This window comes from Rhodococcoides kyotonense (genome assembly GCF_900188125.1).
Taxonomy (GTDB): domain Bacteria; phylum Actinomycetota; class Actinomycetes; order Mycobacteriales; family Mycobacteriaceae; genus Rhodococcoides; species Rhodococcoides kyotonense.
In genome coordinates, this window is record NZ_FZOW01000004.1 from 1 (window position 1) to 12,638 (window position 12,638).

13 protein-coding genes and 1 pseudogene are annotated in these 12,638 nt (G+C 63.6%); 4 read left to right on the forward strand and 10 right to left on the reverse strand.

Annotated elements, in window-relative coordinates; genetic code table 11:
* Positions 1-153 precede the first annotated feature (153 nt).
* From CHB96_RS07720 to CHB96_RS07740, 5 genes are all read right to left on the reverse strand, one after another.
* Positions 154-1,194 carry an NAD(P)-dependent alcohol dehydrogenase gene (locus CHB96_RS07720; protein WP_089244783.1) on the reverse strand — a complete coding sequence of 347 codons (1,041 nt, stop codon included), beginning with the start codon at positions 1,192-1,194 and terminating at the stop codon, positions 154-156.
* A 94-nt stretch (positions 1,195-1,288) separates the two neighbouring features.
* Entirely contained in the window at positions 1,289-1,564 is a 276-nt protein-coding gene (locus tag CHB96_RS07725; protein WP_089244785.1) for a DoxX-related protein, read from the reverse strand.
* 98 nt (positions 1,565-1,662) lie between these two features.
* Positions 1,663-2,547, reverse strand: a complete 885-nt coding sequence (locus CHB96_RS07730; protein WP_089244787.1) for a 3-hydroxybutyryl-CoA dehydrogenase — start codon at positions 2,545-2,547, stop codon at positions 1,663-1,665.
* Between the two features lie 39 nt (positions 2,548-2,586).
* Positions 2,587-3,876 carry an isocitrate lyase gene (aceA, locus tag CHB96_RS07735; RefSeq protein ID WP_089244789.1) on the reverse strand — a complete coding sequence of 430 codons (1,290 nt, stop codon included), beginning with the start codon at positions 3,874-3,876 and terminating at the stop codon, positions 2,587-2,589.
* A 444-nt stretch (positions 3,877-4,320) separates the two neighbouring features.
* Positions 4,321-4,746, reverse strand: a complete 426-nt coding sequence (locus CHB96_RS07740) for an SPW repeat domain-containing protein (protein WP_089244791.1) — start codon at positions 4,744-4,746, stop codon at positions 4,321-4,323.
* 172 nt (positions 4,747-4,918) lie between these two features.
* Here CHB96_RS07740 and ramB point away from each other — a divergent pair, with 172 nt between their 5' ends.
* Entirely contained in the window at positions 4,919-6,331 is a 1,413-nt protein-coding gene (gene ramB, locus CHB96_RS07745; RefSeq protein ID WP_089244793.1) for an acetate metabolism transcriptional regulator RamB, read from the forward strand.
* A 54-nt stretch (positions 6,332-6,385) separates the two neighbouring features.
* Positions 6,386-7,234 carry a hypothetical protein gene (locus CHB96_RS07750; protein ID WP_089244795.1) on the forward strand — a complete coding sequence of 283 codons (849 nt, stop codon included), beginning with the start codon at positions 6,386-6,388 and terminating at the stop codon, positions 7,232-7,234.
* Here CHB96_RS07750 and CHB96_RS07755 read toward each other — a convergent pair.
* Positions 7,221-8,318: an LLM class flavin-dependent oxidoreductase gene (locus CHB96_RS07755; RefSeq protein WP_089244797.1), complete on the reverse strand. Its 1,098-nt coding sequence runs from the start codon at positions 8,316-8,318 to the stop codon at positions 7,221-7,223. The genes CHB96_RS07750 and CHB96_RS07755 overlap by 14 nt on opposite strands.
* 46 nt (positions 8,319-8,364) lie before the next feature.
* On the reverse strand, positions 8,365-9,156 hold the full coding sequence (locus CHB96_RS07760) for an NADPH-dependent oxidoreductase (protein ID WP_089244799.1): 792 nt from the start codon (positions 9,154-9,156) through the stop codon (positions 8,365-8,367).
* Between the two features lie 43 nt (positions 9,157-9,199).
* Between CHB96_RS07760 and CHB96_RS30375 the strand changes: the two are divergent.
* Positions 9,200-9,289 (forward strand): annotated as a pseudogene (locus tag CHB96_RS30375) (pentapeptide repeat-containing protein); the annotation flags it as partial.
* 71 nt (positions 9,290-9,360) lie between these two features.
* On the opposite strand, the gene CHB96_RS07770 reads toward CHB96_RS30375, so the two are convergent.
* Genes CHB96_RS07770 through CHB96_RS07780 form a run of 3 tightly spaced genes read right to left on the reverse strand, consistent with a single transcriptional unit; the run spans position 9,361 to position 11,102 of the window.
* Positions 9,361-10,341, reverse strand: coding sequence for an MBL fold metallo-hydrolase (locus CHB96_RS07770; RefSeq protein ID WP_089244803.1), 981 nt, complete (start codon positions 10,339-10,341; stop codon positions 9,361-9,363).
* Between the two features lie 42 nt (positions 10,342-10,383).
* Entirely contained in the window at positions 10,384-10,863 is a 480-nt protein-coding gene (locus tag CHB96_RS07775) for a DUF2029 domain-containing protein (RefSeq protein WP_089244805.1), read from the reverse strand.
* A complete protein-coding gene (locus CHB96_RS07780) occupies positions 10,860-11,102 on the reverse strand; it encodes a helix-turn-helix transcriptional regulator (RefSeq protein ID WP_089244807.1) in 243 nt (80 codons plus the stop codon). Before CHB96_RS07780 ends, CHB96_RS07775 begins: the two co-directional genes overlap by 4 nt.
* A gap of 264 nt (positions 11,103-11,366) precedes the next feature.
* Between CHB96_RS07780 and urtA the strand changes: the two genes are divergently transcribed.
* Entirely contained in the window at positions 11,367-12,629 is a 1,263-nt protein-coding gene (gene urtA, locus CHB96_RS07785) for an urea ABC transporter substrate-binding protein (protein ID WP_089244809.1), read from the forward strand.
* Positions 12,630-12,638 lie beyond the last annotated feature (9 nt).

Here is a 12,638-nt window from a genome sequence, read left to right on the forward strand (position 1 = left end):
CCGTCGACCCCGCACTGCGCAAAGACCAGAACGTCATCCGAACTTCGTGTGTGAACGCCGGACGCACCATCGCAACCATCCCTCAAGGATCAGGCACGTTGCGACGACCGCTCGAATCTGCCATGCATTTCCGTGCACATGGCGCGCAGCGCCCTAGAAAGTCCCGGCGTCGATGACGAACCGGTAGCGCACGTCGCTCTTCAGCACCCGCTCGTACGCGTCGTTGATCTGGTCCGCGGCGATGGTTTCGATCTCGGCACCGATGTGGTGCTCGGCGCAGAAGTCGAGCATCTCCTGCGTCTGCGGGATGCCGCCGACCATCGATCCGGCGAGACTACGACGGTTCGCCGCGAGGGTGAAGCCGCGTACCTTGATGGGCTCGGACGGCAGGCCGAGGATGACGAGCGATCCGTTGATCGCCAGCAGCGACATGTGCTTGTCCATGTCGATCTCGGCGGACACGGTGTTGATGATCAGGTCGAACTCGCCGCGCAGCTTCTTGAACGTCTCCTTGTCGGAGGTGGCGTAGTAGTGATCCGCGCCGAGACGCTTGCCGTCCTCTTCCTTGCTGAGCGTCTGGCTCAGCACGGTGACCTCGGCGCCCAGCGCGTGCGCGATCTTGACGCCCACGTGGCCGAGTCCGCCCATGCCGATGATGGCGACCTTCTTGCCCGGGCCTGCACCCCAGTGCTTGAGCGGCGAGTACAGCGTGATGCCTGCGCACAGCAGCGGTGCGGCGACGTCGAGCTCGATGCCGTCGGGAATGCGGAGGACGAAGCCTTCGGTGACGACGATCTGCGTCGAGTAGCCGCCCTGGGTGATCGAGCCGTCGGCCAGCGCGGAGTTGTACGTAGCAGTGACGCCCTTGAAGCAGTACTGCTCTTCACCGGCGAGGCATGCCTCGCACTCACCACAGGAGTCGACGAAACAACCGACGCCGACGCGGTCGCCCACCTTGTGCTTGGTGACGTCGGATCCGACCTCGGCGACGATGCCTGCGATCTCGTGTCCCGGAACGACCGGGTAGCTGGTGCCACCCCACTCGTTGCGGGCGGTGTGAATGTCGGAATGGCAGATGCCTGCGTACTTGATGTCGATCAGGACGTCGTTCGGGCCGAGCTCTCGGCGCTCGATGGTGACCTTCTCGAGCGGGGCGTCGGCAGCGGTCGCTGTGTAAGCGGTAGCGGAAGTCATATCTACATTGCTACAGATGCATCGATACCTGTGCAAACGACCTCACTCGTCCGACCAGGCTATTCCCTGATCGAACGAGTCGTTCACAACAAGTTCAACTGTTGCGGGCTACGTTGTAACCCAACCACCCCACGTACGCGCCCAGTCCGAGCAGCCCGATCTTGCGCGTCTTGGGGTACGCGATAGCGGCGCCGACGGCGAGTTCGGTGGCACCGTTGCGGCTGATCCACTCGCGCGTGTCCTTCGGGAACGGGAGCTTGGTGATGCCTTCGAATGCCTCCGGTACGACGAAGTGCGCGGCGCCTGTGGCCGCCAATCCGAGCCCGAACGCCTTGGGCAACAATCCACCCGACTTCTTCGACTTGCTCACTGTGCTGCCCCCTGTTCGGCCCGTCGGCGCACCGTCTCGGCCGACGAAAACACCCTACCCTCGTGAGCAAAAATGTGTACTCCCCTATACATTTTCACTCACGACCGCGACGCGCCTCGCTCGTACTGATAGAACCCCGCACCCGTTTTCTTGCCGACAAGTCCTGCCTCGACCATGCGCAGAAGCAGCGGCGGAGCCGAGAACAACGGTTCCTTGAATTCGGTGTACATCGAGTCGGCGATGGATTTGACGGTGTCGAGGCCGACGAGGTCTGCCAGCGCCAGCGGCCCCATCGGATGCGCGAGACCGAGCACGGTCGCCTTGTCGACGTCCTCCTTGGTCGCGAATCCGGACTCGACCATGCGGATGGCCGAGAGCAGGTACGGCACGAGCAAGGCGTTGACGACGAATCCGGAACGATCCGCGGATCGGACGACCTGCTTGCCCAGCACATCGCCTGCGAACCTCTCGGCGCGCTCGGACACCGTGTCGCTGGTCTTGAGAGTGGTGACGAGCTCCACGAGCGGGAGCACAGGCACCGGATTGAAGAAATGCATTCCGACGACGCGGTCGGGTGCTGTCGTCGCGATGCCCAGCTTCATGATGGGGATCGACGACGTGTTGGACGCGAGTACCGCGTTCGGGTCCGTCACCACCGAGTCGAGCTCGGCGAAGATGTCGGTCTTGACCTTCTCGTCTTCCAGGACTGCCTCGACGACGAGCTGGCGATCGGCGAAATCGCCCAGATCCGACGTGAATCGCAGTCGCCAGGCGCACTGCTCACGTTCGCGCTCGGTGATCTTGCCGCTCGAGACGCCGCGGTCCAACGACCGCAGGATGCGTGTGCGTCCTGCGGTCGTCAGCTCACGTGTGGGCTCGTAGACCAGCACGTCGGCGTGGGCGCGTGCGCAGACTTCGGCAATGCCCGCCCCCATCTGCCCTGCCCCGACGACGCCTACTCGTTCGATCTTGTCGCTGGTCACGTCAGCTCCCGAATCTTCCAGGCGTTCCGAAGAGGCTTCCTAGTGGAACTGGCCTTCTTCGGTGGAGCCCTTCAGCGCTGCCGTCGAGGTGTTCGGGTCGACGGTGGTGGCGATGGAGTCGAAGTAGCCTGCGCCGACCTCACGCTGGTGCTTGATGGCGGTGAAGCCGCGCTCTGCAGCAGCCTTGAACTCGCGCTCCTGCAGGTCGACGAAGGCGGTCATGCCCTCGCGGGCGTAGCCGTGTGCCAGGTCGAACATGCCGTAGTTGAGCGAGTGGAATCCGGCGAGGGTGATGAACTGGAACTTGAATCCCATTGCGCCGAGCTCCTTCTGGAACTTCGCGATGGTCGCGTCGTCCAGGTGCTGCTTCCAGTTGAAGGAAGGCGAGCAGTTGTACGCGAGCAGCTGGTCCGGGAATTCGGAGCGAACCGACTCGGCGAAGTGCTTCGCAACCTCGAGATCCGGCACGCCGGTCTCCATCCAGATGAGGTCCGCGTACGGGGCGTATGCCTTGGCACGAGCGATGCAGGGCTCGACGCCGTTCTTGATTCCGTAGAAGCCCTCTGCCGTGCGGGTGCCGTCGAGGAACTGCTGATCGCGCTCGTCGACGTCGGACGTGATGAGGGTTGCGGCCTCGGCGTCCGTACGTGCGATGACGACGGTCGGCACGTCGGCGACGTCGGCTGCGAGGCGAGCCGAGGTCAGGGTGCGGATGTGCTGCTGGGTCGGGATGAGCACCTTGCCACCGAGGTGGCCGCACTTCTTCTCCGACGCGAGCTGGTCCTCCCAGTGCGAGCCTGCGACGCCGGCCGCGATCATGGCCTTCTGCAGCTCGTAGACGTTGAGGGCGCCACCGAAGCCGGCTTCGCCGTCGGCGACGATCGGCGCGAGCCAGTTGTCGACGGACGTGTCACCCTCGACGCGGGCGATCTCGTCGGCGCGCAGCAGCGCGTTGTTGATGCGGCGCACGACCTGCGGGACCGAGTTGGCCGGGTAGAGGCTCTGGTCCGGGTACGTGTGGCCGGAAAGGTTGGCATCGCCTGCGACCTGCCAGCCGGACAGGTAGATGGCCTTGAGTCCTGCGCGGACCTGCTGAACGGCCTGGTTACCGGTCAGTGCGCCCAGCGAGTTGATGTAGTCCTCGTTGTTCACGAGGTCCCACAGAATTTCGGAGCCGCGACGAGCAAGGGTTGCTTCCTCGACGACGGAGCCCTGCAGTTTCGAAACCTGCTCGGCGGTGTAGTTGCGCGTCACGCCCTTCCAGCGAGGGTTGGTGTCCCAATCCTTCTGGATCTCTTCGGTGGTCTTCGGGGTGCCGGTGGTCGACATCGTCAGCTCCAGTCTTTTCTGGTCCGTTCGGCCCGCTCGCTGCGCTCATTCTTCACACCGTTGCAAGGCCCTTCGTGTGTTCTTCAAAACAATGGCACACCCCAAAAGGGGTCGTCCACCTGTTGCTGCTGCCAATCTTGGCTAGCTTTTCCTCGGCGGTTGCTAACGTTGCGAAGAATTAACCGAAACCCCACCCAGCCGATCGGACGGGATTCCTACTCGCCAGTAGGACGAAAGCGCAGGCCATGAACACAATTTACGAAACCAGTATCACCGATCCAACAGGACGATCGTACGGTTTTACTGAAATCGTCTGAATCGAGCCAGTGCTTAACAGCTGTGACCGTAATCACATCCATCGTTCCTCTCGATCCGGACAAAAGAAAGCGCACCGCGTCGCCGATGATGACAACGTGGTGCGCTCGTCGAGCTACAGGACCGCTGTCAGCGAGTCACCCGGACTCGGGCAGGAGCCGACGCGGACGACGCCACCAGCCGACTGGGACCGGCGCTGTGCGAGAAAGAGGTACGACGACCGCTCGCCAGAACGCCGAGAATCCCCATCGCTGCGATCAGGACGCCACCGACGAGTGCGAACATGTCCGCCACCATCAAGCCGGCCGGGAACGCGAGAACGAACGGCGAGAGTGCGAGCATCACCCCGAGGGCGAGATGCGCCCAGTGACTCGACCGCGACGCACTCGACATCGCCCACAGCGCCGTTCCCGCAGACACCATGCCGAGGACGAGGATGGCGCCGGACACGCCGGTATCGCCTCCGACCGGGAGCCATATCGTCGACACGACGAGTACGACGCCTACTGCCAGAACGAGTGCGTCCCGCGAAACCTCACGAAGATTCTCCGACATGGTTTTGCCTTCCTGTTACTTAGTACCGCGAACTTCTTTAGCCGTGCGAACGAGCATGTATCCGGTATACGCCTCCGGCGCGCATTCTGTTCCGTTCGACGACCGGATCGTGATCTATCAGTCAGCAAGCCAATGTTGTTAAGCCTCGTCTTCGCAGGCGTAACCTGGGCGCATGTCCAAGACGTTCGTCGGTGCACGGCTGCGGCAGTTGCGCACCGAACGCAAGATGAGCCAGGTTTCGCTGGCCGGCCATCTGGAGATCTCGGCGAGTTACCTGAACCAGATCGAGCACGACGTCCGACCACTCACTGTCCCTGTCCTGCTTCGCATCTCCGAAGTGTTCGGCGTCGACACCTCGTTCTTCTCGTCCGAGGACGACACTCGGCTCGTCGCCGAACTGCGCGAAGTAGCGCTCGACCAGGACATGGGTATCGCCGCAGATTCCCACGAGATCGCCCAGATGGTGTCCTCGCACCCACAATTGGCGCGTGCGATGGTCAACATGCATCGCCGCTACCGCAATACGACGGCTCAGCTCGCCGCGGCGACCGAGGAACGATTCGCCGACGGCAGTGGCAGTGGCTCGATCAGCAAGCCGCACGAGGAAGTACGTGACTACTTCTACGGTCGTCAGAATTATCTTCACGAATTGGACACTGCAGCAGAGGAATTGACGTCGCGCATTCGCTTCCACCGCGCGGACGTCGGCAACGAGATCGCCAAGCGCCTGCAGACGGTCCACGAGGTGCAGATCGTCAACCGCATCGATCTCGGCGAGAACGTGCTGCATCGTTTCGATCCCGATTCTCGACTGCTGGAGATCTCCCCGCACCTGTCGGGCGGGCAGAAGGTGTTCAAGTTCGCGGCCGAACTTGCGTACCTCGAGTGCGCGGACCTGCTCGACAGAATGGTCGAGGAGGGTGGATTCACGAGCGAGGCGTCGAAGAAGCTCGCGCTGTTGGGTTTCGCCAACTACTTCGCCGCCGCCACCGTGCTCCCCTATCACCAATTCCATGACGTCGCAGAGGATTTCAGGTACGACATCGAACGGCTGTCGGCCTTCTTCTCCGTCAGCTACGAAACCATCTGCCACCGACTCTCGACGCTGCAGCGCCCGAAGCTACGGGGCGTACCGTTCTCGTTCGTGCGCGTCGATCGCGCCGGCAACATGTCGAAGAGGCAGTCCGCCACCGGTTTTCACTTCTCATCGAGCGGCGGGACGTGCCCACTGTGGAACGTCTACGAGACGTTCGCGTACCCGGGCAAGATCATGACCCAGATCGCCGAGATGCCCGACGGCCGCAGCTACCTGTGGATCGCACGAACCGTCGAACGCCGCGCCGCGCGCTACGGGCAGCCGAGCAAGACGTTCGCGATCGGCCTCGGGTGCGAGCTCCGGCATGCGAGCAGGCTCGTCTACGCCGACGGGCTCGACATACACGGCTCGGCCGTCGCGACCCCGATCGGTGCAGGTTGCCGCGTGTGCGAGCGGTCCAACTGCCCCCAGCGCGCCTTCCCCCCACTGGGCAAGGAGCTCGACATCGACGAGCATCGCAGCTCGGTCTCGCCGTATCTCGTGCGCTGATTTCACCCTTCATTTCACCTTTTCGTGCGGGTCACGTCGGTGCACGATCGACGAATGACCCCCGACACCACCCCTGCGAAGAACAAGAACCTGGTCGACGCGTTCCTCGAGTCCCCACTGTCCGGTCTCGCTCCGTGGATCACGATGTCGCTCGTCGTCGGCCCCGGTCGTTTCGAGGAGGCAGCGAGCATCGCATTGGGCATGTCGGTGCTGTTCCTGGCCCTCGGGCACAGGCAGGAGTGGAGCCAGCGGAACGAGAAGGATCGACGAGGTGGCCGCGTCAAGAAGTTGGAGATCTTCGACGTCGCATATTTCGCGATCATCGCGGGCATCGGCCTGTTCGCGGGTGACCGAGTCATCTCCTGGATGGAGCTGTGGTCGGGCGAGATGACCAACATCGCGTTGGCCGTGTTCGCGTTCGCCACCCTCGCGCTGCGCAATCCGTTCACCCTCGAATACGCGAAAGAGCAGACGCCTCAAGAATATTGGAACAGTCCGCTCTTTCTGAAGGTGAACAATCGGATCACGCTGGCGTGGGCATCGGCGTTCGCGTTCTCCGCGGTCGTCGGCTTGATCGGGATCGTGGCGCTGCACACGTCGGACAATTTCTGGACCGGATGGATTCTGCAGATCGGCGCACTGCTGTTCGCGCTCAACTTCACCGAGTGGTACCCCGACGTCGCCCCGCAGAAGGCAGCGATGGCCGCCGGCGAGACGACGGAACCACCCCTGCCCCTGATCAAGCTGTTCGACTGGATTCCCGCGTTCGTCGGTATCGTCGGCGCCGCCCTGTTGATCACGGAATCCGGCCCGACGTACGTGGGAATCGCGCTCGTCGCGGCCGGTCTCGCCGGCTTCGCAGCAGTTCGACGCCTCAGCCGACGCAGCGTCACCCAGCCGTGAACCCCTTCGCCCGATCCTTGTCCTCCTGACCCCACAACGACGTCGACAGCTCTGCTCGGACGAGCGGAATCACCTCTTCGGCGAACCGTCGCATCGTGTCCTTCTGTCGTTCGACGTCGAGCAGGTGGTTGATCGACACCGACTGGAAGTCGTGACCGTAACTCTGGTGGTAGTCGAGAATCTTCTCGGCGACGCGTTCGGGTGACCCCACGAGCGCAGGCCCACGCTCGACGGCTTCCTCGATGGTGCGGAAGCTCGTGACCTTGCCCTTGGCCGCCGGATCGTGCTTGCGCTTGTCCTGCTGCGCCACCGCCCCCTCGTAGAGCGGACGGAATTCCTCGATCGCCTGCTCCGTCGTGTCCGCCAGGAACAGTCCGCCCGAACCCGATCCGACGTACGCCTTGTCGGGATCATGACCGTGCGCGCGGTACTGCTCGCGGTAGCGGTCGATGAGCACCTTGTAGTTCTCACGCGGCTGCAAGGCATTTGCGGTGACGATGGGGTCTCCCCACTTCGCCGCGAGATCCACCGCCTCCACGGACGTCGCCGAACCATGCCAGATGCGGAACGGGCCGTCGAACGGACGTGGCAGCGTGGTGGCGTCGGACAATGGATGCCGGTGCGTACCAGTCCAGTTCACGTGCTCTTCACGAATCAGCCGACGGAGGAGCTCGTAGTTCTCGGTGAGGTACTCGTACTGCTTGGAGATGTCGAGACCGAACAGCGGGTACTGCAGCACTTCGTTGCCCTTGCCGATGACAGGCTCGAACCGACCACGGCTCAGCTGGTCGATCGTCGCGAAATCCTCGGCGACGCGAATGGGATCGAGCACCGCGACGACGGTCACGCCCGTCGACAGCAGGATTCGTTCGGTCGCCTGCGCGATGGCGCCGAGGATGACCGTCGGCGACGAGGACAGCACATCACCGGCGTGACGCTCACCGACCGAGAACGAATCGAACCCGAGTTCCTCTGCGAGAACTGCCATGTCGACGACGCGGTTCAGCCGGTCCGACGGGTGGACGGCCTCACCGGTGACGGGGTGGGGCGGGTTGAAGACGATGTCGAGGATCTGGAAACGCACGTTCGGGCTACTTTCTAGGCCGGGAGTGGAGCGGAATGACCGGTGATCAGTTGGATGGCCAGCCGCGGGATGCCAGTGAGTGGCGGATCTTGTCGCGCCCCTTGAGCGACGAGGCATCACGCAGACGGGCGAGAACCGCTGCGGTCCACTGTGCCGAGCGTCCCTGCTCGCGGTTGTATTCGGCGAGCCGTTCGTCGTAGGTGACGACGCCGTCGTCCGATGCCTCGACGTCGTACGTCTCGTGGTGCAGGACCGCCGAGACCGGCAGGCGGGGTTTGATGCCCGCGGTGTCGCCGTCGGGACGCCCGATAGCGAGCCCGAACGCAGGGAAGGCGCTCGGCGGCAGCCCCAGTTCCTCCGAGATGAGCTCGGGGTTGTTCCGCACGGCGCCGACGTAGACCGTCCCATAACCCAACGACTCGGCGGCGACGACGGCGTTCTGCGCTCCCAGCGCGGCGTCGATGAAACCGAGCAGAGTGCTTTCCAGGTAGTCCGCGCCTTCGAGTGGCGCGTCGTGACGCTCGGCCAGCCGACGCGCCCGCCCGAGATCGGCGACGAACACGAGGAACACCGGCGCCTGGGCGATGAAGCCCTGGTCGCCTGCCAGCGCCGCGAGCCGCGACTTGCGCGCCGGATCGCGGACGGCGACGACGCTCCACGCCTGCAGGTTCGACGATGTCGGCGCGGATTGTGCAGCGGCAGCGATGGTTTCGAGTGTGGCGGTGTCGATCGGTTCCGGCGAGAAGCTGCGCACCGAATGGTGGCCGAGCAGGACGTCCAGCGTGGCATTGCTGTGCGCGAGCTCCGTGCGAGACGGATCGCGATAACGCTGGGACACGGACGCAGCATTCGTGGATGCAGCATTCGTGGACGCGGTATTCGTGGGCGCGGTATTCGTGGGCGCGGTATTCGTGGGCGCGGTATTCGTGGGCGCGGTATTCGTGGGCGCGGTGTTCGTGGGCGCGGTGTTCGTGGGCGCAGAAGTCACTCGCCCGATGATCCTCCAGATTCGAAGTCCTGCCCAGATTTCAGCTCAGCATGATTATTTGTCGCGCAGAACTGCACCGGCGTCGGCGAAGGCTTTTGCTCGTCGCGCGATGGTCGGCGGGGCCGCGGGCTCCCCGTGCCACAACCGGTACAGCGTGGACATGCTCAGCACGATCCTCTCGGGCGAGTCCCATGCGCTATATCGATCGAATTCCTTGGATTGCATCATCTTTCGCGCTGCATGAGCGGAACCGACCCCCGCGTCGAAGTGTTCGCGACCGGCCTGATCGACCCACGTCCAGTAATCGTGGACCGCTCGGATCTCGGAGATCCCACACAGTGGTCCGTGCCCGGGGACGTACACGGCGGCGTCGAGCGAGATCAGGTGTTCCAGCGCGGCCGTCCAGTTCTCGAGCGGACCGTGCCACAGAACCGGCGTCGAGCCGATGAACAGCAGGTCTCCGGCGAACACGACGCCTGCGTCGGGCACGTGGGCGATCAGGTCCCCCGCGGTGTGCGCGGGACCGAGGTATCGCAGCTGCACGTCACGGCTCCCGACGCCGATGCGCTCGGTGACGTCGAAGGTGTGGTCGGGCAATCGCGGCGTCTTTCGTGGGAACTGCGCGTCGCCGCGGACGCGGTTCATGTAGCTGCCCATCGCACCCACTGGGCCCGGCACCCAGCCGACCAACGAGCCCACCGATGCGAACGCGTGCACACCCGACGGCGGCGTCTCCTCCTTCATCGAGTGCAGAGACGCGGCGCTCGTGGTGATACGCGCATCGGCGGGCACCGTGTCGTTACCCCACCAGTGGTCACCGTCGGAGTGGGTGTTGACGACCTCGGTGATCGGCGATCGCTGTGTGAGCGTGACGGTTTCGGCCGCGATCTCCTGCGCCCGACGCGTGTCCCACACCGTGTCCACGACCATCGACGCGGCCCCGTCGTCGACGATCAGTCCGGTGTTCGTCTGACCCCAGCTCCCCGGTTCCCACAGGAAGGCCCAGGTTCCGTCCGCGATCTGCTGCGCACTCATGCGCTCGACGCTACAGGCGCTCCCCCCGCGCGCCGGAACGAGTCAGATCTCTTCGTTCTCGAACCGCGCGTTACGACGACGCACCCGCCAGATCGCGATTCCCACGAGGCCGCCGCCGAGGACTGCCCCGACGACCCCGCCTGCCCACGAGCTCGCTTCGGAGAACGTCTCGGGCTGCAGTTTCAGTAGCGCACCGAGATATCCGACGAGCAGGACGATCGCGACGACGACTCCGCGAATCCGGTTGACCTTCGCGGTGTACAAGTTGACGCTGCGGGCAGCCGCGTATCCAATGGCCAGAACGTTGATCACGGTGAGCGTCAACAGAATTCCGAGAGCGACGCGAGCACCGGTGGTGCCGGCGACCCACGGCAGGACCGCCGCGCTGATCAGGGACGCCCACTGGAACAGTTGAAATCCTATGGCCGACGCCTCGTTCCAGACGTCGCGCTGGCGTTCGTCGTCGTAGAACTCGTCGTCGAGGTCGCCGACGAACCGCATGGCTTTGATGAACGTGCTCATGATTCCTCCGTATCGAAGAGTGTCTCGACGGTGGTGCCCAGTGCTTTGGCGAGCTTGATGGCCAGGTAGACGCTCGGCGCATAGTCGCCGCCCTCGACGGACACGATGCTCTGCCTGCTGACGCCGCAGGCCCGTCCGAGTTCCGCCTGCGTCAGCCGAGCCGCTTTGCGGTACTCACGCACCTCGTTGGTTCTCAGCGCACTGGTTCTCGGCGCATTGGATCTCTGCGCGTCGGTCATGAGTAAAAGTCAAGCGAACTTGTCACTGGATGTCAACCCCACTTGTCATCGACGCGAAATTTACCCATCTGTTGTGCGCTCTGAACCCCTGAAACCACACAACAGATGGATGAATTTGCGCCGGATCGGTCCCCGAGACCGTTGTTTACAGCCGCGTAATGCACGAAACGAAGAAGTCACCGCGCAACATATCGGCGCAATACTTCCCCTTTACTGTTCCCAATCGCGAATACAACTCCGTATACAAGCGAAAGGGCGTCCGCGATGCCTAGCAAGTTCGCCACACGAGCGCTGGTGGTTCCCGCAGCTCTGGCCATGGTCGGATTGACCCTCACCGCGTGCGGCAGCAGGGCCGGCGACACCGCGTCGAGCGAGGGTGGATCCTCTGCCGAGTCCTGTGTCGACACCTCGGGTGACACCATCAAGGTCGGCTCGCTGAACTCGCTGTCCGGCACGATGGCCATCAGCGAAGTGACAGTGCGTGATTCGATCGCACTGGCCGTCGAGCAGATCAATGCGTCGGGTGGTGTGCTCGGCAAGCAGATCCAGGTCGTGGCTGAGGACGGAGCGTCCGAGCCCACCGTGTTCGCCGAGAAGGCGGAGAAGCTCATCAGCAGCGACTGTGTCGCAGCGGTATTCGGCGGTTGGACGTCGTCGTCACGCAAGGCGATGCTGCCGGTCTTCGAGGACAACGACGCGCTGCTGTACTACCCCGTCCAGTACGAGGGTCTCGAAGCGTCGGACAACATCTTCTACACCGGTGCCACCACGAACCAGCAGATCATCCCCGCGCTCGACTACCTCAAGGAGCAGGGCAAGACGTCCCTCTACCTCGTCGGTAGCGACTATGTCTTCCCGCAGACCGCGAACCGCGAGATCAAGGCCTACGCAGAGGCGAACGGCATCGAGATCAAGGGCGAGGACTACACGCCGCTCGGCTCGACGGACTTCTCCACCATCGTCAACAAGGTCCGCGCAGCCGACGCCGACGCCGTGTTCAACACGTTGAACGGTGACTCCAACGTCGCGTTCTTCCGCGAGTACACCAACGCAGGCCTGAATGCTGCTGACATGCCGGTCATTTCGGTGTCCATCGCCGAGGAGGAAGTTGCCGGAATCGGTGCACAGAACATCGCCGGACAGCTGACGGCGTGGAACTACTACCAGACCGTCGACACCCCGGAGAACACCACGTTCGTCGCGGACTACAAGGCCAAGTACGGCGCAGACAAGCCGACGTCCGATCCGATGGAAGCCGCCTACACCTCGGTCTACCTGTGGAAGAACACCGTCGAGAAGGCCAACTCGTTCGCAGTCGGCGACATTCAGGACGCAGCCGACGGTGTCAGCTTCGCCGCACCCGAGGGTGAAGTGGTCATCAACGGCGACAACCACCACATCAGCAAGACCGCGCGTATCGGCGAGATCCGTCCCGACGGCCTGATCTACACGATCTGGGAGTCCCCGGCGCCGATCGAGCCCGACCCGTTCCTGGAGACCTACGACTGGGCCGCCGACCTCAACTGATACCGCGGC